Origin of the sequence: Mesorhizobium sp. AR02, assembly GCF_024746835.1 — a bacterium.
In the GTDB taxonomy this organism is placed as follows: Bacteria; Pseudomonadota; Alphaproteobacteria; order Rhizobiales; family Rhizobiaceae; genus Mesorhizobium.
Window position 1 is genome coordinate 2,227,221 of sequence record NZ_CP080531.1, and the last position, 19,353, is coordinate 2,246,573.

The window sequence follows — 19,353 nt, forward strand, 5'->3', positions numbered from 1 at the left end:
GGCAGCGGAAAAAAGAAAAGGCCCGATCGAAACCGGGCCTTCAACGGTGCTGAGCGACGTGACGACTACTCCGCCGCTTCCTGCATGCGGGGCGCCGCGCCCATGACTGTTGCATCGACATGCGGCTCGAATTTCTCGAAGTTGACGGCGAACATGCCGACCAGTCTTGCCGCCTGCCGGTCATAGGCAGGCTTGTCGGCCCAGGTCGAGCGCGGATCGAGAATGGCGCTGTCGACGCCTGGCACGGCCACCGGCACTTGGAACCCGAAATTGGCATCGGTGCGGAATTCGCCGTTCTTCAGCGAGCCGTCGAGTGCGGCGGCAAGCAAAGCGCGCGTCGCCTTGATCGGCATGCGCTTGCCGGTGCCGTAGGCGCCGCCGGTCCAGCCGGTGTTGACCAGCCAGCAATCGGCGCCTTGGCTGGCGATAAGTTCGCGCAGCAGATTGCCGTATTCCGACGGATGACGCGGCATGAAGGGAGCGCCAAAACAGGTCGAGAACGTCGCTTCGGGCTCGGTGACGCCCTTTTCGGTTCCGGCCACCTTGGCCGTGTAGCCGGAGAGGAAATGATACATCGCCTGCGCCGGGGTCAGCCGCGCGATCGGCGGCATCACACCGAAGGCGTCGGCGGTCAGCATGATGATGTTTTTCGGATGATTGGCGCGCCCGGTCTTCGAGGCATTGGGGATGAAGTCGAGCGGGTAGGCGCAGCGGGTGTTTTCCGTGAGGCGGCCATCATTGAAGTCCGGCACGCCGTCCGCGTCGAGCACGACATTTTCCAGCACGGTGCCGAAGCGCTGCGTGGTGGCGAAGATCTCCGGCTCGGCTTCGGCCGACAGCTTGATCGTCTTGGCGTAGCAGCCGCCTTCGAAATTGAAGATGCCATGCGGACCCCAGCCATGTTCGTCGTCGCCGATCAGCGTGCGCGACGGATCGGCCGACAGCGTCGTCTTGCCGGTTCCGGAAAGCCCGAAGAAGACGGCGGCGTCACCGGCCGGCCCCTCATTGGCCGAGCAATGCATCGGCATCACGCCCTTCTGCGGCAGGAGATAGTTGAGCATGGTGAACACCGACTTCTTCATCTCGCCGGCATAAGAGGTGCCCCCGATCAGCACGATCTTGCGGGTGAGATCGACGGCGATCACCGTTACGGTGCGGCTGCCGTGACGGGTGGGGTCGGCGCGGAAGGACGGCAGGTCGATGATTGTCATCTCCGGCACGAACTCTTCGAGTTCAGCTTTGTTCGGACGGATCAGCAGATTGCGGATGAACAGCGAGTGCCAGGCAAATTCAGTGATCACCCGGGTGGGCAATTTCAGCTCCGCATCGGCACCGCCGACCAGGTCCTGCACATAGAGATCCTTGTCCGCGGCGTGGGCAAGGAAATCGGCGAACAGCGTCTCGAACTGCGCCGGCGAGATCGCCTTGTTGTTGTCCCACCAGACATGCGCCTCTGTGGCGGCGTCGCGAACGACGAACTTGTCCTTGGGCGAACGGCCGGTGTGCTGGCCGGTCTCGGCCACCAGCGCGCCATGTGCGGTCAGTCGGGCCTCGCCGCGCCGGATCGAGTCCTCGTAAAGGGCGGCCGCACCGAAATTGTAGCGCACCGTACCGGTGGTTTTCAGGCCGATACGATCGATCGGGCAAGCAGGATTGCGTTTGCCGACTTCCGACATTGGTGTCCCTTCTACGATTTTCCGCATCTTTGCCGGCGTCTTTCCGGCACACCCGCTGTCCGGGCTGAGATGGTCAAAACCAGAAAAGCCAAATGATATCAAATCATTAATCGATTTAAATATTTTGAAAGTTGTTTAAATCGTTTATATATGCGAAAAGTTTCACGGTTGCCCAAAGGATTGGCGCTGTTCGTTCGTCCAATCCATGTCGAGGTAGGATTGTGGCCTGCGGCACCCCGCGCGTGACAGCGGACAAGGCCTATGCCACATTTTGTACCTAATTTGTCCTGCAAAAGCCCCTTCTCTACGAAAGAAGGGACAGCTCATGAGGGAGCCGCTTGAAATGGCAACAATCGCGCTTGTCGATGACGACCGCAACATTCTGACGTCGGTGTCGATCGCCCTCGAATCCGAGGGATATCGCGTCGAGACCTACACGGATGGTGCGTCCGCGCTGGAAGGCCTGGCGGCACGTCCGCCAAATCTTGCCATCCTCGACATCAAGATGCCGCGCATGGATGGCATGGAGCTCTTGCGCCGGATGCGCCAGAAGTCCGACCTGCCGGTGATCTTCCTGACCTCCAAGGACGACGAGATCGATGAATTGTTCGGCCTCAAGATGGGCGCCGACGATTTCATCCGCAAACCGTTCTCGCAGCGTCTGCTGGTCGAGCGGGTGCGCGCCGTGCTGCGCCGTGCCAGTGCCCGCGAGGCTGCGGCAAAGGCGCCCAGCCAGCAGGCCCGCTCGCTCGAGCGCGGCCAGCTCGTCATGGACCAGGAACGCCACACCTGCACCTGGAAGGGCGAACCGGTGACGCTCACCGTCACCGAATTCCTGATCCTGCATTCGCTGGCGCAGCGCCCCGGTGTCGTAAAAAGCCGTGATGCGCTGATGGATTCGGCCTATGATGAACAGGTCTATGTCGATGACCGCACGATCGACAGCCACATCAAGCGGCTGCGCAAGAAGTTCAAGGCTGTCGACGACGACTTCGAGATGATCGAAACCCTTTACGGAGTCGGATACCGGTTCCGCGAAGCGTGAATAGGTAGTAGGCAGTAGGGAATAGTCAGTAGTCCGTTTTGAATGGTGCAAGCGGCCGCATCGCCGCGATCTCAGCCAACCAATTTCTCTATTCCCTACTGCCTACTCACTACTCACTAATTACGAAGCAGGGCCTGCTATTCGATGGCAGTGGAAGCACAGCGAACAAGACCGACGGGCGCCGCCAGGCGGCCGTCGCGCATCATGCCGTCCTTCGTGTCGAAAATCACGGTGCCGATGCGCCGCTTCCTTGGCCATCACATCTTTTCCAGCCTGACGCGGCGCATCCTGTTCCTCAACCTTGCCGGCCTGGCCGTGCTGGTCACCGGCATCCTCTACCTCAACACCTTCCGCGACGGGCTGATCGATGCCCGCGTCGAAAGCCTGATGACGCAGGGCGAGATCATCGCCGGCGCGATCGCCGCATCGGCGACGGTCGAGACGGACTCGATCAGCATCGACCCGGAAAAGCTGCTTGAGCTGCAGGCCGGCGAAAGCCTTGGACCGGGCTCGGACCAGCTCGACAATCTCGACTTTCCGATCAATCCCGAACGTGTCGCGCCGGTGCTGCGGCGGCTGATCTCGCCGACCCGGACGCGCGCCCGCATCTATGACCGCGACGCCAATCTGCTGCTCGATTCGCGCCATCTCTATTCGCGCGGCCAGATCCTGCGCTACGATCTGCCGCCGGTGGAGGAGGAACAGCCCGACCTTGTCGAGCGCGTCCAGAAGTTCATCTTCGACTTCTTCCGCAACACCGACCTGCCGGTCTATCACGAGCAGCCGGGCGGCAACGGTGCCGCCTTCCCGGAAGTGGTCAAGGCGCTGACCGGCAGCCCGTCGACCATCGTGCGGGTCTCGGAACAGGGCGAGCAGATCGTCTCGGTGGCGGTGCCGATCCAGCGCTTCCGCGCCGTTCTCGGCGTCTTGATGCTGTCGACCGAAGGCGGTGACATCGACAAGATCGTCGCCGCCGAGCGCAAGGCGATCCTGCGCGTGTTCGGCATCGCGGCACTCGTCACCGCCATCCTGTCGATGCTTCTGGCCTCGACCATCGCCAATCCGCTGCGCCGGCTGTCGGCGGCGGCGGTGCGGGTCAGGCGCGGCGTCAAGAATCGCGAGGAGATCCCCGACTTTTCCGACCGCCAGGACGAGATCGGCAATCTGTCAATCGCCGTGCGTGACATGACCAACGCGCTCTATGCCCGTATCGAGGCGATCGAGAGCTTCGCCGCCGATGTTTCACATGAATTGAAGAACCCGCTGACGTCACTGCGCAGCGCGGTGGAAACCTTGCCGCTGGCCAAGAACGACAATTCGCGCAGCCGGCTGATGGACATCATCCAGCATGACGTCCGGCGGCTGGACCGGCTGATCACCGACATCTCCGACGCCTCCCGTCTCGACGCCGAACTCGCGCGTGAGGATGCCGGGACGGTGGACCTGAAGAAATTCATCACCGACCTCGTCGCCGTGTCGCGCGAGGCCACGCGCAACAAGAAGGCGGTTGAGATCGAACTCAAGGTCGCCAAGCTGCCGCAGGGCGTCAAAGGCTATATCGTTGTCGGCCATGATCTGCGCATCGGCCAGGTCGTCACCAATTTGATCGAGAATGCGCGCTCCTTCGTTCCCGAGGACCATGGCCATATCAGCCTGTCGCTGGCGCGCGCCGGCAAGTTCAATATCCTCACCGTCGACGACAATGGTCCAGGCATCCGCGCCGACAACATCGACCGCATCTTCGAACGCTTCTACACCGACCGGCCAGCCGGCGAGGCGTTCGGCCAGAATTCGGGGCTTGGCCTGTCGATCTCCAGGCAGATCGTCGAGGCCCATGGCGGCACGCTGACCGCCGAGAACATTCCCGGCACCAAGCCCGGCGAGATCAAGGGCGCGCGCTTCGTCGTGACGCTGCCCGCCGAAGCATGATCCCGAAAAGTGGACACCGGTTTTCTCGGACGAACGGTTCCGTTCGTCCAGAGATCATGTCCAAAAACATGATCGGGCAAGATCGTGCCTGATCCAGTTGCGCCGCCAGAAAACATTCACGGAACCGCGATCCTGATCGGCGAGCGCGGCGTCCTTATCACCGGGCCGTCCGGCGCCGGCAAGACGACGCTGGCGCTGACACTCCTGGACCATTGCCGCGCGCGCGGGCTGTTCTCGCGGCTGATCGGCGACGACAGGCTGCTTGCCGCGGCTCGCGCCGGGCGGCTGGTCTGTCGCGTGCCGGCGACCATCGCCGGTCTCGCCGAAGTGCCTGGGTTCATGCCGCGCCCGCTGCCGTTCGAGCCGGGCGGAGTGATCGACCTGCATGTGAGGCTGGTGCCAAAGGCAGAGATGGCCCGTTTCCAGGAGGAAATCAGCGAGCCGGTCGCAGGCTGCCCAGTGCCGCGTATCGACCTTGCCGAGCGTAACGCCGCCACAGCCCTGCCTGCCGTGATGGCGCGGCTGTCGATCCCGCCTTTTCTATGATCCGCCCCGGGTTTTTTGCTGCAATGCGTCAAAATGGCATGGGCCGGCGCAATTTTGGGCTTGTCAACGGGCCGCGCGTCGACAAGATAGCGCTCCCGCCGCCTGGAATGGCTGGCGAGCATAAAATGCGCCTGTGAAGCGGCGATGACGGGAGCCACCAAAGAATGATCGGACTCGTGCTTGTAACGCACGGTCAACTGGCCACCGAGTTCCGACATGCCGTCGAACATGTCGTCGGGCCACAAGACAATTTCGAAACCGTGGCGATCGGTGCCGACGACGATATGGAACAGCGTCGCCGCGACATCGTCGACGCCGTCGCCCGTGTCGATACCGGAGCGGGCGTCATCGTGCTGACCGACATGTTCGGCGGCACGCCGTCGAACCTCGCCATCTCGGTGATGGAGTCCGGCCGCACAGAAGTGATCGCCGGCATGAACCTGCCGATGCTGATCAAGCTGTCCTCGATCCGCAAGGGCGACAACATGGCAGCGGCTCTCGACGAGGCGCAGGCCGCCGGCCGCAAATACATCAATGTCGCCAGCCAGCTTCTGAGCAGCAAATGAACGCGCTATCCCCGGAAAGAGACCAGATCGCCAAAGATCCGATCACCAGGGAGTTTCCGATCGTCAACCAGCGCGGCCTGCATGCGCGCGCCTCGGCCAAATTCGTCCAGCTCGCCAGTGGCTTCAACGCCGCGGTCCATGTCGAGAAGGACGGCGTCAAGGTCGGCGGCACGTCGATCATGGGCCTGATGATGCTTGCCGCCAGCCCCGGCTATTCGATCCGCGTCACCGCCAGCGGGCCGGAAGCACTCGAAGTCATGGACGCGCTTGAGCAGCTTGTAGCGTCGCGCTTCGGCGAGGAATGCTGATCCCGTACACCGCCCAATCATGTCCGAGAGACATGCAGGGATAAAGATTTCTTTATATCCCATTGTCGTCTCGATGCCGATCTGCTAGTCAGGCCGGCAATTCGCGCCCTTCGACGCGCCGACCGGCGCGGGCGCATCCGCAACCAATTCGCAGCATAACAATTCGCATCGGAGCACTGCCATGACGGGTAGCAAGGATTATGTGGTCGCCGACATCTCGCTTGCCGGCTGGGGCCGCAAGGAACTCGATATCGCCGAAACCGAAATGCCGGGCCTGATGGCCTGCCGCGAGGAATTCGGCGCCAAGAAGCCGCTGAAGGGCGCGCGCATCACCGGCTCGCTGCACATGACCATCCAGACCGCGGTGCTGATCGAGACGCTGAAGGCGCTCGGCGCCGACATCCGCTGGGCCTCCTGCAACATCTTCTCGACCCAGGACCATGCCGCCGCGGCGATCGCCGAAGCCGGCATTCCGGTCTTCGCCGTCAAGGGTGAGAGCCTCGAACAGTACTGGGACTACACCGACCGGATCTTCCAGTGGACCGACGGCGGCCTCTCCAACATGATCCTCGATGATGGCGGCGACGCCACCATGTACATCCTGATCGGCGCCCGCGCCGAGGCCGGCGAGGACGTGCTGTCCAACCCGCAGAGCGAGGAAGAGGAATATTTCTATGCTCAGGTCAAGAAGCGCCTGAAGGCTTCGCCCGGCTTCTTCACCAAGCAGAAGGCCGCGATCCGCGGCGTCACCGAAGAGACGACCACCGGCGTCAACCGGCTCTATCAGTTGCAGAAGAAGGGGCTGCTGCCCTTCCCCGCCATCAACGTCAACGACTCGGTCACCAAGTCGAAGTTCGACAACAAGTATGGCTGCAAGGAATCGCTGGTCGACGGCATCCGTCGCGGCACCGACACGATGATGGCCGGCAAGGTCGCGGTCGTCTGCGGTTATGGTGACGTCGGCAAGGGCTCGTCGGCCTCGCTCAAGGGTGCCGGTGCCCGCGTTAAGGTCACCGAGGTCGACCCGATCTGCGCCCTGCAGGCGGCGATGGACGGCTTTGAGGTCGTCACGCTGGAAGATGCGGCTCCGACCGCCGACATCGTCATCACCACCACCGGCAACAAGGATGTCGTCACCCTCGACCATATGCGGTCGATGAAGGACATGGTGATCGTCGGCAATATCGGCCACTTCGACAACGAGATCCAGGTGGCGTCGCTGCGCAATCTGAAATGGACCAACGTCAAGCCGCAGGTCGACATGATCACCTTCCCGGACGGCAAGCGGATGATCCTCTTGTCGGAAGGCCGCCTGCTCAATCTCGGCAACGCCACCGGCCATCCGAGCTTCGTCATGTCGGCCTCCTTCACCAACCAGGTGCTGGCCCAGATCGAACTGTTCAGCAAGGGCGAGCAGTACCAGAACCAGGTCTATGTCCTGCCCAAGCATCTCGACGAGAAGGTCGCGCGCCTGCACCTCGACAAGCTCGGCGCCCGCCTGACCGAATTGTCGGGTGAGCAGGCCGCCTATATCGGCGTCACGCCGCAGGGTCCGTTCAAGCCGGAACACTACCGCTATTAACCAAAGCTAATTTTACTACCAGATATTGACGCCGGGCGATTGACTTTTCGCCCGGCTTTATTTTTGCGCGCGATCAGCCTTCACGGCGATTCGGCGAGGGTTTATTGTCACGTGATTCGCGACGCTTCCGGCCCGAGAGGGGATCAGAGAGGCGCGTTTCAGGGCGGTCTTGCATTCAGGCGGCGGAGAGGACCAAGACATGCCGGGGCAAAACCCGCACGGAGCGGGATCGGCCGTTTCCGGCGGCCATGACGATTCGGGGACTGTAAGCTCGGCCACCCAGGGCGGGCGCCTTTCCTGGCGTGCCCGCGCGGGCGTTTTCCTGGCCAGCTCCGCGCTGGCCGGTCCGTTGGCCAGCGCTGTCGCGCATGCCGAGAACGCCGCCGTGGCCACCGCCGGGCTGTCGATCAACACGGTCGAAGTCATGCAGCTTGCCGTGTTCGTCGGTGTGACCGGCGCGGCATTTCTGTCGGCCATCGTTCTCATCCGCGAACGGGCCCGCACCTCGGCGGAGAATGTCGAACTGAGAAGCCGCGTAGCCGACGTCAACGCAGCACTGCGCCGTTCGGAAGCGCTGCTCAATCTGCGCGACCAGCGTGTGGTCGTCTGGGCCTCGGAAAACAAGAAACCCGAACTCATCGGCACATTGCCGGTCGAAAGCGGCGCACCAGAGGAGCGGGCGGCTTTCCTTGCCTTCGGCCGTTGGCTGATGCCGCGCTCGGCGGCGGCGCTCGAGCATGCCATCGCGGGCTTGCGCGAAAAGGCGAGGCCGTTCGACCTGGTCATCGAATCGCAGGCCGGCGCTCCGCTCGAAGTGCATGGCCGCAAGAGCGCCGCGCACATCCTGGTGCGGTTTGTCTCGCTTTCCGAGACACAGCGCAGCCAGGCCCGGCTGAAGATCGACAACCAGCGGCTGGCCGCCGACCATGACACGATGATCGGCCTGCTCGAGGCGCTGAAGATGCCGGCATGGCTGCGCGACGAGCACGGACGCCTGAAATGGGTCAACCGGGCCTATGCCGACGCGGTCGAAGCCGAGAGTGCCGAAGCCGCCGTTCGCGACGCCAAGGAGTTTCTTGGCGGCCAGGCGCGCGAGGCGATCGGCGCCCAGCACAAATCACATCCGGTCTTCGAGCAGTCGCTCTCCACGGTGATCGAAGGCGACCGCCGCGTCTTCGCGGTGACCGACTTCGCCGGTGCCGACGGTTCAGCCGGCCTTGCCTGCGACACCAGCGCCATCGAGACCATTCGCGGCGAATATGAGCGGACGGTGCGCAGCCACGCCGACACGCTCGACCAGCTCAACACCGCCGTCGCCATCTTCGACACCGACGAGAAGCTGCGCTTCTTCAACCAGGCCTTCCAGAAACTGTGGGGGCTGGACAGCGGCTTCCTGCACAGCGCGCCTGACAACGCGCTTTTGCTCGACCGGCTGCGCAGCGAAGGCAAGATCGCCGAGCAGCCCGAATGGCGCCGCTGGAAGGAAGGCCTGCTCGGCGCCTACCGCGCGGTCGAATCGCAGGAACATTGGTGGCATCTGCCTGACGGCAAGACCATCCGCGTCGTCGCCAACCCGCAGCCCAAGGGCGGCGTCACCTGGGTGTTCGAGAACCTGACCGAGAAGATGGACCTGGAAAGCCGCTATCGCACAGCGGTGCGGGTCCAGGGCGAGACGCTCGACAATCTCGCCGAAGGCGTGGCGGTGTTCGGTCCCGATGGTCGGCTCCGCCTGTCGAACCCGGCCTTTGCCACGCTCTGGGGATTGAGTGGCGACGCCGCCAAGCCCAATGTGCACGTCTCCACCATACGCGACCTTTGCGACCGCCAGGCGGTCGACAGCCCCTGGCCCGGCTTCGTCGCCGCCATCACCGGTTTCGACGACGAGCGCCGCGAACGCCATGGCCAGAGCGAGCTCAACAACGGCACCGTGCTGCGTTACGCCGTGATTCCACTGCCCAACGGGCAAGTGATGATGACCTTCGTCGACGTCACCGACAGCGTGAATGTCGAACGCGCGCTGAAGGACAAGAACGAGGCGCTGGAAAAATCAGACCAGCTCAAGAACGACTTCGTCCAGCACGTGTCCTACGAACTGCGTTCGCCGCTGACCAACATCATCGGCTTCACCGAACTGCTTTCCGTGCCGACGACCGGCCCGCTGAATCAAAAGCAGCGCGAGTATGTCGAGCATGTCAGCTCGTCCTCCTCGGTCCTGCTGACCATCGTCAACGACATACTCGACCTTGCGACAGTCGACGCCGGCATCATGCAGCTCGACATTTCCGAGGTGCATGTCGACCGCACCATCGCGGCGGCTGCAGAACTGGTTGCCGACCGGCTGCAGGAGCATTCGATCCGGCTCGAGGTCGATGCCGCTGCTGCGCCGAAGACGTTCCACGGCGACGAAATCCGCATCCGCCAGATCCTCTACAATCTGCTCAGCAACGCCGCCAACTACGCGCCGGAAGCCAGCACCATCCGTCTCGCCTGCCGCCATCTGGCGGATGGGGTGGAATTCTCGGTGCATGACGACGGTCCCGGCATGCCGCCGGATGTTCTGGATTCGGTGTTCCGCCGCTTCGAACCGCGTACAAATGGCGGACGCCGGCGAGGTGCCGGCCTCGGTCTGTCGATCGTCAAAAGCTTTGTCGAACTGCATGGCGGCCACGTTCGCATCGAAACCGGCAAGGACAAGGGCACGACCGTCATCTGCACCTTCCCCGACATGCCGGGCATCCGCGCCGCGGCCGAGTAGCGCGCTCGATGACGGGCCTGGTGCTGGAGCGGTTGCTCATCGACGAGACACAGACAGCGCGATTGGGTGAAGACCTGGCGCTGGCATTGCGTGCCGGCGACGTGCTGGCGCTCAAGGGCGATCTCGGCGCCGGCAAGTCCACTCTCGCACGGGCCCTGATCCGGACGCTGGCGGACGACACCAGCCTCGACGTGCCAAGCCCGACCTTCACTTTGGTGCAGAGCTACGACACGCGCATCCCGGTCCATCATTTCGATCTCTACCGCTTGTCCTCGGCAAGCGAGCTCGACGAGCTCGGCTTCGACGAAGCGCTGACGCAAGGTGCTGCCCTGGTCGAATGGCCCGAGCGGGCCGAAGGCTATCTGCCTAAGACAACGCTTTCGATCGAACTCGTCCAACATGGCGAGGGCCGGCTGGCGCGAGTGTCCGGGCAAGGGGCGACCTTCGACCGCGCAGCGCGATCGCTGGCCATGCGCGGTTTTCTGGAAGATGCTGGCTGGGGCGAAGCGCGGCGGCGCCATTTCATCGGCGACGCCTCGGCCCGCTCCTATGAGATCGTCACGCTCGCCGGCCACGAGCCGCGCGTGCTGATGAACTCGCCGCGGCTGCTGCTCGGCCCCCCTGTGCGCGACGGCAAACCCTATGCCGTGATCGCGCACACCGCCCAGTCGGTCTCCGCCTTCGTCGCCATTGACCGCGCCTTGAAGGCCGGCGGCGTCAGCGTTCCGGAAATCCATGCCGAGGACCAGGACCAGGGCTTCCTGCTCATCGAACATCTCGGTGCTGAAGGATTTCTCGGCAAGGACGGCGAGCCCATAGCGGAACGCTACGCCGCCGCTGCCGAACTGCTGGCCATGATGCATGGCCGGACCTGGCCACGGCGCCTGCAAGCCGGACCAGGCAGCTTCCACGAGGTGCCGCCCTTCGACCGCGACGCGATGATGATCGAAGCCGATCTGCTGGTCGACTGGTATGTGCCGGCGATATCGGGCGACCCGGCCAGCGACGATCTGCGCACTGGCTACGCCAGGGAATGGAATGCGCTTTTCGACCGGCTGCATGGCAGCGAATACACGCTGATGCTGCGCGACTTCCATTCGCCCAACATCATCTGGCGTCGCGACCGCGCCGGCCATGACCGGCTGGGCATCGTCGATTTCCAGGATGCGCTGATCGGGCCTTCAGCCTATGACGTGGCTTCACTGGCCATGGATGCCCGCGTCACCCTATCGCCCGAAATCGAAAAGCGGACGCTCGAAGCCTATGTCGCGGCGCGCCATGCAGCGGGTGCCTTCGACGAAGCGGGTTTCCTGGAAGCCTATGCAATCATGGCCGCACAGCGCAATTCCAAGATCCTCGGCATTTTCGTGCGGCTCGAAAAGCGCGATGGCAAACCTTATTATCTGAAGCACCTGCCGCGCATCCGCGACTATCTGCGCCGGGCGCTGTCCCACCCAGCGCTCGCCAGCCTGCGGGATTTCTATCACGCGCATGGCTTGCTTGAGGAACGAACGCTGTGACAGCAAGACCGGACACTGCCATCGTGCCCAAAACTGCAATCGTACTCGCCGCCGGGCTCGGCAAGCGCATGCGGCCGATCACCGACACCATCCCCAAGCCGCTGGTCAGGATCGCCGGCAAGACGTTGCTCGACTGGGGACTCGACAGCCTCGCCGCCGCTGGCGTCGCCAAGGCCGTGGTCAACGTCCACTATCTGCCAGAACAGATCGTCGCCCATGTCGCCGCGCGCCATCTGCCCCACATCATCATTTCCGATGAGAGCGACCGGCTGCTCGATTCGGCCGGCGGCATCGTCAAGGCGCTGCCGGAACTGGGCGAGCAGCCCTTCTACATCCTCAATGCCGACACGTTCTGGATCGACCACGGTCCGCTCAATCTTGGCCGCCTCGCCCTTGCATGGGACGCCGCGAAAATGGATATTCTGCTGATGCTGGCGGATCTCCATCAGGCGACAGGACACTGTGGCAGCACCGATTTCCTGGTGGCGCCGGACGGTGCCCTGCGGCGTTCGAAAGGCGATCCCGCTGGGCTGATCTATGCCGGCGCGGCGATCATCCATCCGCGCCTGTTCGCGGACGCATCGGCCGAACCGCATTCGCTCAACGCCTATTTCGACAAAGCCATTGCCGCCGGCCGCCTGTTCGGCATGCCGATGCACGGCCATTGGATCACCGTCGGCACGCCCGATGCCATTCCGCAGGCGGAAGCAGCGGTCGCCGGCGCGTTAGCCGAGATGCAATGAGCGGCTCGAGCCGCGTTTTCTCGATTCCTTCCGGAGCGCCGTTTCTGCCGACGCTGGCCGAGGCGCTGCTTGCCGGCCGGCTGGTTCCGGGATTTCGGTTCGACGGCGACCCGCTCGCTCTGGCCGATGTCACCATCTATGTGCCGACGCGCCGCGCCGCGCGTGCTTTGCGCGGTGTCTTCGTCGACAGCTTGAAAGCACGCGGCGGTGGCGGTTCGGCGATCCTGCCGGTCATCCGTCCGCTCGGCGAGTTCGATGAGGACGAGGCCGCGTTCGACGCCGAACCATCGGCGGCAATCGATCTCGCGCCGCCGATCTCGGCAACCGAACGCCTGTTGCTGCTGACGCCGCTGGTGCGGGCGTGGAAACGCCGGCTGCCGGAACATGTGGTGAAGCTTTTCGCGGAGGAAATCGTTATCCCCGCTTCCACCGCCGACGCGATCTGGCTGGCGCGCGATCTTGCCGGGCTGATGAATGAGATCGAGACGGAAGGCACCGACTGGGCAAAGCTCAAGGACCTGGTGACCGGCAGCCTTGCCGGATGGTGGCAGGTGACGCTCGAATTCCTCGGCATCGTCACCGATGCCTGGCCGAAATTCCTGAGCGAGAGCGACCGCTCCAATCCGGCCGCGCATCGCAGCGCGCTGATCCGCTTCGAGGCGGAGCGGCTGCGGCGCAACCCGCCGGCCGGACCGGTCATCGCCGCGGGATCGACCGGTTCGATACCGGCGACGGCTGAACTGCTTGCGGCGATCGCCCGCTTGCCCGGCGGCGCCATCGTGCTGCCCGGGCTCGACCGGACGCTGGACGAAGCGTCTTTCCAGGCGCTCGTCGCACCCGGCGCGCGGCCGGCCGTGCTTGGCCACCCGCAATATGGCCTGGCCAGGCTGATCGGCAAGATCGGCGTGCTGCGCTCAGATGTCGAGGAGATCGGCGTGGCCGAACCGCGGCTGGCGCTACGCGCCGCCCTTGTCGGCGAAGCGCTGCGGCCGGCCGAAACAACTGAGCTATGGGCCGAGACGCGCAACGGGTTTTCGGCGTCCGACATTGCCGGCGCCTTCGCCGACGTGACGCTGCTCGAGGCAGCCAGCGAACGCGACGAAGCGGTCGCCATTGCGGTCGCGCTGAAGCAGGCCGTCGAACAGCCCGGCCAAAGGGCGGCTCTCGTTACCGGCGACCGGGCGCTGGCGCGCCGTGTCTCGGTCGAACTCCAGCGCTTCGGCGTCGTCGCCGACGATTCCGGCGGCACGCCGCTCGCCAACAGCCCAGCGGCCAGTCTGCTCCGACTGGCGCTGGAAGCGGTGTTCCGGCCGGGCGATCCGGTCGGCCTTTTGTCGCTGCTCAAGCATCCGCTGCTCGGCCTCGGCCTCGAACGCGCCGCTGTGCGCCACGCGGCGGAACTGGTCGAACTGGTGGCACTGCGCGGCGGCACCGGCCGCCCCGACATCGTTTCGCTGCCGGAATTGTTCGAAAACCGTCTCACCGGACTGGGCGATGACAGCCGGCCGCCCTTCTGGTTTTCCCGGCTGACCGTACGTTCAATAGAGGATTCGCGGAACCTTCTTGCACGCCTGGCAGAAGCGCTGGCGCCGCTTTCGGCCTTTCGCAGCCAGGCGGATGCCGATCTTGCCGCACTGGTCGAAGCCAGCGTCATGGCCCTGGAAAATCTCGGCCGTTCCGCCGATGGCGGCCTGGGCGACCTCTATGCCGGCGACGCCGGCGAAAAGCTCGCCGACTTGTTGCGCGGGCTGGTCGCGGCATCGGCGCCGCTGTCGTTTGCCGCCGGCGAATGGCCCGATGTGATGGACGCGCTGGTCGCGCCCGAGACGGTCAAGCCGGCGCAAGGCACCGACAGGAACATCGCCATCTGGGGTGCGCTGGAAGCGCGGTTGCAGGATGTCGACACGCTGGTCATCGGCGGCCTCAACGAAGGTGTCTGGCCGCGCAAGCCGGAGAGCGACCGCTTCATGTCGCGGCTGATGAAGACCGGCATCGATCTCGAACCGCCCGAACGGCGCATCGGCCTTGCCGCGCATGATTTCCAGATGGCCATGGGCGCGAGACATGTGGTGCTGGCCCGCTCGGCGCGTTCCGGCGACGCACCGGCCGTGCCATCGCGCTGGCTGCAGCGCCTCTTGACCTTCATCGGCAATGACCATGCGGCAACCTTGCGCCGGCGCGGCGACGAGCTGCTTGCCTGGGCACGCGCGCTCGATACCGGTCCAAAGCAGGATTTCGCGCCGCGGCCGCAACCGAAGCCGCCGCTTTCAGTGCGCCCAACGCATTTCTCGGTCACCGAGATCGAGACGTTGCGTCGTGATCCCTACGCCGTCTATGCGCGAAGAATCCTCGGCCTGATGCCACTCGACCCGGTCATCCGCGATCCCGGTGCCGCCGAGCGCGGCACGCTTTTCCACGCCATCCTGCATCTGTTCTCCAGCCGCGTGGCCGATCCGCGCGCGCCCGATGCGCTGACCAGCCTCATTGCCGCCGGCCGCGCCTGTTTTGCCGAGGCCGCCCTTCCGGCCGATGTCGAGGCGGTGTGGTGGCCGCGCTTCGAAAAGCTCGCCGCCAACATCATCGAGTGGGAGCGCACGCGCGCCGATGCGGTGGTTCGCCGACATGCCGAGGAGCGCGCGGGGAAGACCACCGTCGGACAGTCCGGCGTCACGCTGTCCGGTTATGCCGACCGCGTTGATCTGCTGGCCGGCGGCATGGCCGATATTTTGGACTACAAGACCGGTTCTTCGCCCTCCAAGGCGCAGGCGCACACGCTGCTGACGCCACAACTGGCGCTGGAAGGCGCACTGCTGCGGCGTGGCGCGTTCAAGGATTTGGGCGCGCGCGAACCGTCGCAGCTGGCCTTCATCAGGCTGAAGCCGAATGGCGAAGTGTTCGAAGAGTCCATCCTTGAACACAACCGCCAGCCAAGGACCGCCGCCGATCTTGCCGAAGAAGCCTGGGCGCGGCTGGAAAAGCTTTTGATCCACTATGGCGACCCGGCGACCGGCTATCTGTCGCGCGCTCTGCCGTTTCGCGAAGGCGAGACCGACGGCGACTACGACCATCTCGCCCGTGTGCTCGAATGGTCCGCGGGCGGCGATGCCGGTGACGAGGGAGGGGAGGCATGAAGAAGGCCTATCCCATCCCGAGCGATACCGCGACCAGCCAGGCCCGTGCCGCCGATCCCCAGAATTCCGCCTGGGTGTCGGCCAATGCGGGCTCGGGCAAGACCCATGTGCTGGCCCAGCGCGTCATCCGGCTGCTGCTCAACGGCACCGACCCGTCGAAAATCCTGTGCCTGACCTATACGCGCGCCGCCGCCGCCAACATGTCGAACCGGGTCTTTTCCACGCTGTCGGACTGGACGGTCCTCGGTGACGCCGAGCTGGCCGCGAAGATCGAGGCGCTGGAAGGACGGCGGCCCGACCGTGACACCATGCGCCGGGCGCGACGTCTGTTCGCCGAGGCGCTGGAAACGCCTGGCGGGCTGAAGATCCAGACCATCCACGCCTTCTGCGAATCCGTGCTCCACCAGTTCCCGCTGGAGGCCAACATCCCGGCCCATTTCGAGATGCTCGACGGCCAGATGGAGGCCTCGCTGTTCGCCGCAGCGCGCCGCGAGATGATTTCCGGCACGGCTGCCGGCAACGCGGATCTTGCCGACGCCTTCGCCACCGTGCTGGAACGTGGCGGCGAGGCCGGTCTCGACGCCTTGCTTAGCGAGATCGTGCGCAAGCGCGACGGGCTGCGCCAGTTCCTCGATGCGGTCGGGCTTGACGGATTCCAGCCACTATTCGATGAATTCCATTTCCGCCCCGGCCAGACCGCTGAAGGGCTGGCGGCATCGGTGTGGCCGCTGCCCGGCTTCCTGCCGGACTATTTCGTCGGCTTCGCTCAAGCCGCCGAAGCCACCGACGCCAGATCGGTGTTGAACAACATCCTGCCCTATGCGCGTCAGGCTTTTGCAGAGAGCGATCCCGTTCGCCGGCTGCAACTGCTCGCCAGAGCCTTCCTGAAGACCGATGGCGATCCCTACGATCCGTCAAAGGCCTTCAAGAAAGCCCTGACCGATCGCCTGCCCGATCTGGCCGAGCGCTATCTCTCGGCATCCAGCGCCATCATCGAAACCGTCGACCGGCTGGCGCTGTTCCGCATGCTGGAAGGCACCCGCGCGGCGCTGACCATCGCCGACTGGCTGATCGCCCGCTACGAAGTGCTGAAGCGCAGCCGCGGCTTTCTCGACTTCAACGATTTGATCACCCGCACCGTCAACCTTCTGGCACGGCCCGATGCCGGCCCCTGGGTGCAGTACAAGCTCGACCAAGGCATCGACCACATCCTGCTCGATGAGGCGCAGGACACCAGCCCGGATCAATGGGAGGTGGTGAAGCGGCTGGCGGAGGAATTCTTTGCCGGCTTCGGCGCGCGCGACCGGGTCCACCGCACGGTGTTTGCCGTCGGCGACGAAAAGCAGTCGATCTACTCCTTCCAGGGGGCTGCCCCGGACTCGTTCGCCGACAGCCGGCTGCTGTTCGCGGGACGGGTGCGCGATGCCGAAGCGTCCTTCGCCGACCTCAAGCTGACCTGGTCGTTCCGCTCGACCGACGACGTGCTGGCCGCCGTCGACCGCGTCTTTGCCGATCCGATCGTACGGCGGGGCATCAGCCATGATCCCGACCCGCTGAGCCACAAGGCGATCCGCACCGATGCGCCGGGCTATGTCGAAGTTTGGCCATCGATCGGCGCCGATGTGGTCGATGAGCCCGACGACTGGACGCAGGCGATCGACCATGCTCACGCGCCGGCGGTGCGCGTTGCCGAGAATGTGGCGGCGACCATTGCCGGCTGGATCGGCAAGGGCGAAATCATCGAAGGCCGAGGCAAGCGGCTGCGGCCAGGCGATGTTCTGGTGCTGGTGCGCAAGCGCGACAGTTTTGTCCATGCGCTGACGCGAGCCCTCAAGCGCCGCGACATCCCGGTCGCTGGCGCCGACCGGCTGAGCTTGCCGGGCCATATCGCGGTCAAGGACCTGATCGCGCTCGGCCATCTGCTGATCCAGCCACAGGACGATCTGTCGCTCGCCGCCGTGCTGCGCAGCCCGATCTTCGACCTGCCTGAGGAGACGCTGTTCACGCTCGCCGCGCAGCGATCGCCCGGCGTGTCGCTGGCCGCTTCGCTGCGCCAGCGCGCCGGCGAAAGCGAAGCCCTCGCAAAGGTCGTCGCCCAGCTTGATCTCTGGTCTAATGAGGCCGCCTTCAAGCCGGTGTTCGAGTTCTATGCTGGCCTGCTGGCTCGCGATGGCGTGCGCCGAAAAATGATCGCGCGGCTCGGTCCGGAAGCCGGCGATATTCTCGATGAGTTCCTGAGCTTCTGCCTTGCCGAGGAACGGACCGGCCTGCCCGGACTGGAAGCTTTCCTGTCGACGCTGGAGAACGCCGGCCCCGAGATCAAGCGTGAGATGGACCAGACGCGTGACGAGGTGCGCGTCATGACCGTGCACGCCGCCAAGGGGCTGGAGGCGCCGGTGGTGTTCCTGGTCGATGGCGGCTCCGCCCCATTCAGCGACCAGCATCTGCCGCGCCTGATGCCCTTCGGCGGCTCGGGCCGCAACTTTGACGGCAAGGGCTATCTCTGGCGCTCGGCCAGCGATGTCGCCAACGGCTTTTCGAAAGCGGCGGCCGCGCGTGCACGGGAACTCGCCGACGACGAATACCGCCGGCTGCTCTATGTCGGCATGACCCGTGCCGAGGACCGGCTGATCGTCTGCGGCTATCACGGCAAGCGGGCGCCGAACACCGGCACCTGGCATTCGATCGTCAGCCGTGCGCTGATCGGTGCGCCCGAGAGCGAACAGCGTCCGCACCCCGCCGGCGGCGACCCGGTGCATCGTTTCCATGTCACCAACCTGCCCCCGGTCGCGCCAGGCGTCAGTGAACAGGCGCGGCAGGCCGATGCTTTCGAGCCGTTGCCGGTGACCCTGTTCCGGCCCTTGCCGCCTTACGAGGACTTGCCGCGTCCGCTGTCGCCATCCGGTGCCTCGGCGCTGATCGAGGAAGGTAAGGAAGCCGTGGTCGACAAGGCCTCGCCGGTGCTGGACGCCGACGCCGAGCCTGGCTTCGCCGTGCTGCGCGGGCTCGCCCTGCACAAATTGCTGCAGATGTTGCCTGGCATTGCCGAGGATGAGCGCCCTGGCGCAGCGGAGCGCTACCTTGCGCGGGTCGGTGCAGAATGGTCCTCGTCTGAACGGGAAAAGGCTCTGGCATCGGTCATCACCATCCTTGCCGACCCACGCCTCGGCCAACTGTTCGCGCCATCGTCGCGCGCCGAAGTGGCGATCATGGGTAGCCTGGAGGTCCGAGGAAAAAAGCGTTCCATTTCCGGCAAGATCGACCGGCTGGCGGTGACAGCGGACACGGTCTCGATCGTCGATTACAAGACCAACCGGCCGGCGCCGGCCTCGCTGGCCGAGGTTCCACCGGCCTATCTGCTGCAACTGGCGCTCTATCGCGCCCTGCTGCAGCCGCTTTATCCCGGGCGCGAGGTCAAGGCGGCCTTGCTGTTCACCGAAGCGCCACGGCTGATCGAACTGCCGGCCAGCGCTATGGATGACGCCCTTGCCCGACTCACAGGAGCGTGACACAAGACCTGCTTGAAGAAGGGCGCGACAACCACCACATTTG

At 64.7% G+C, this 19,353-nt stretch carries 12 protein-coding genes; 11 read left to right on the plus strand and 1 reads right to left on the minus strand.

The window, feature by feature from the left end:
- Positions 1 to 65: 65 nt before the first annotated feature.
- Positions 66 to 1,676, minus strand: coding sequence for a phosphoenolpyruvate carboxykinase (locus DBIPINDM_RS14745; RefSeq protein WP_258587940.1), 1,611 nt, complete (start codon positions 1,674 to 1,676; stop codon positions 66 to 68).
- A gap of 343 nt (positions 1,677 to 2,019) precedes the next feature.
- Here DBIPINDM_RS14745 and DBIPINDM_RS14750 point away from each other — a divergent pair, with 343 nt between their 5' ends.
- The 11 genes from DBIPINDM_RS14750 (at position 2,020) to addA (ending at position 19,310) form a co-directional block, all read left to right on the plus strand.
- Positions 2,020 to 2,721 (plus strand): response regulator transcription factor, encoded by a 702-nt coding sequence (locus DBIPINDM_RS14750; RefSeq protein ID WP_010912942.1) that lies wholly within the window; start codon positions 2,020 to 2,022, stop codon positions 2,719 to 2,721.
- Positions 2,722 to 2,865: 144 nt separating this feature from the next.
- Positions 2,866 to 4,650, plus strand: a complete 1,785-nt coding sequence (locus tag DBIPINDM_RS14755) for a sensor histidine kinase (protein ID WP_318036938.1) — start codon at positions 2,866 to 2,868, stop codon at positions 4,648 to 4,650.
- An 84-nt stretch (positions 4,651 to 4,734) separates the two neighbouring features.
- Positions 4,735 to 5,196: an HPr kinase/phosphorylase gene (locus tag DBIPINDM_RS14760; RefSeq protein WP_258587941.1), complete on the plus strand. Its 462-nt coding sequence runs from the start codon at positions 4,735 to 4,737 to the stop codon at positions 5,194 to 5,196.
- A gap of 164 nt (positions 5,197 to 5,360) precedes the next feature.
- Positions 5,361 to 5,762 carry a PTS sugar transporter subunit IIA gene (locus tag DBIPINDM_RS14765; protein WP_010912939.1) on the plus strand — a complete coding sequence of 134 codons (402 nt, stop codon included), beginning with the start codon at positions 5,361 to 5,363 and terminating at the stop codon, positions 5,760 to 5,762.
- A complete protein-coding gene (locus tag DBIPINDM_RS14770; RefSeq protein ID WP_258587942.1) occupies positions 5,759 to 6,070 on the plus strand; it encodes an HPr family phosphocarrier protein in 312 nt (103 codons plus the stop codon). The genes DBIPINDM_RS14765 and DBIPINDM_RS14770 overlap by 4 nt, the downstream gene beginning before the upstream one ends.
- 181 nt (positions 6,071 to 6,251) lie before the next feature.
- The gene (gene ahcY, locus DBIPINDM_RS14775; RefSeq protein WP_027040652.1) at positions 6,252 to 7,652 is read left to right on the plus strand and encodes an adenosylhomocysteinase; all 1,401 of its coding nucleotides are present in this window, start codon (positions 6,252 to 6,254) and stop codon (positions 7,650 to 7,652) included.
- A gap of 199 nt (positions 7,653 to 7,851) precedes the next feature.
- Positions 7,852 to 10,407 (plus strand): sensor histidine kinase, encoded by a 2,556-nt coding sequence (locus DBIPINDM_RS14780; RefSeq protein ID WP_258587943.1) that lies wholly within the window; start codon positions 7,852 to 7,854, stop codon positions 10,405 to 10,407.
- An 8-nt stretch (positions 10,408 to 10,415) separates the two neighbouring features.
- Positions 10,416 to 11,927, plus strand: coding sequence for a tRNA (adenosine(37)-N6)-threonylcarbamoyltransferase complex ATPase subunit type 1 TsaE (gene tsaE, locus DBIPINDM_RS14785; protein ID WP_258587944.1), 1,512 nt, complete (start codon positions 10,416 to 10,418; stop codon positions 11,925 to 11,927).
- Complete coding sequence (locus DBIPINDM_RS14790) at positions 11,924 to 12,670, plus strand: nucleotidyltransferase family protein (RefSeq protein WP_258587945.1); 747 nt, start codon at positions 11,924 to 11,926, stop codon at positions 12,668 to 12,670. The genes tsaE and DBIPINDM_RS14790 overlap by 4 nt, the downstream gene beginning before the upstream one ends.
- Positions 12,667 to 15,801, plus strand: coding sequence for a double-strand break repair protein AddB (gene addB / locus DBIPINDM_RS14795; protein ID WP_258587946.1), 3,135 nt, complete (start codon positions 12,667 to 12,669; stop codon positions 15,799 to 15,801). The genes DBIPINDM_RS14790 and addB overlap by 4 nt, the downstream gene beginning before the upstream one ends.
- On the plus strand, positions 15,798 to 19,310 hold the full coding sequence (gene addA / locus DBIPINDM_RS14800) for a double-strand break repair helicase AddA (protein ID WP_258587947.1): 3,513 nt from the start codon (positions 15,798 to 15,800) through the stop codon (positions 19,308 to 19,310). The genes addB and addA overlap by 4 nt, the downstream gene beginning before the upstream one ends.
- Positions 19,311 to 19,353: the final 43 nt, after the last annotated feature.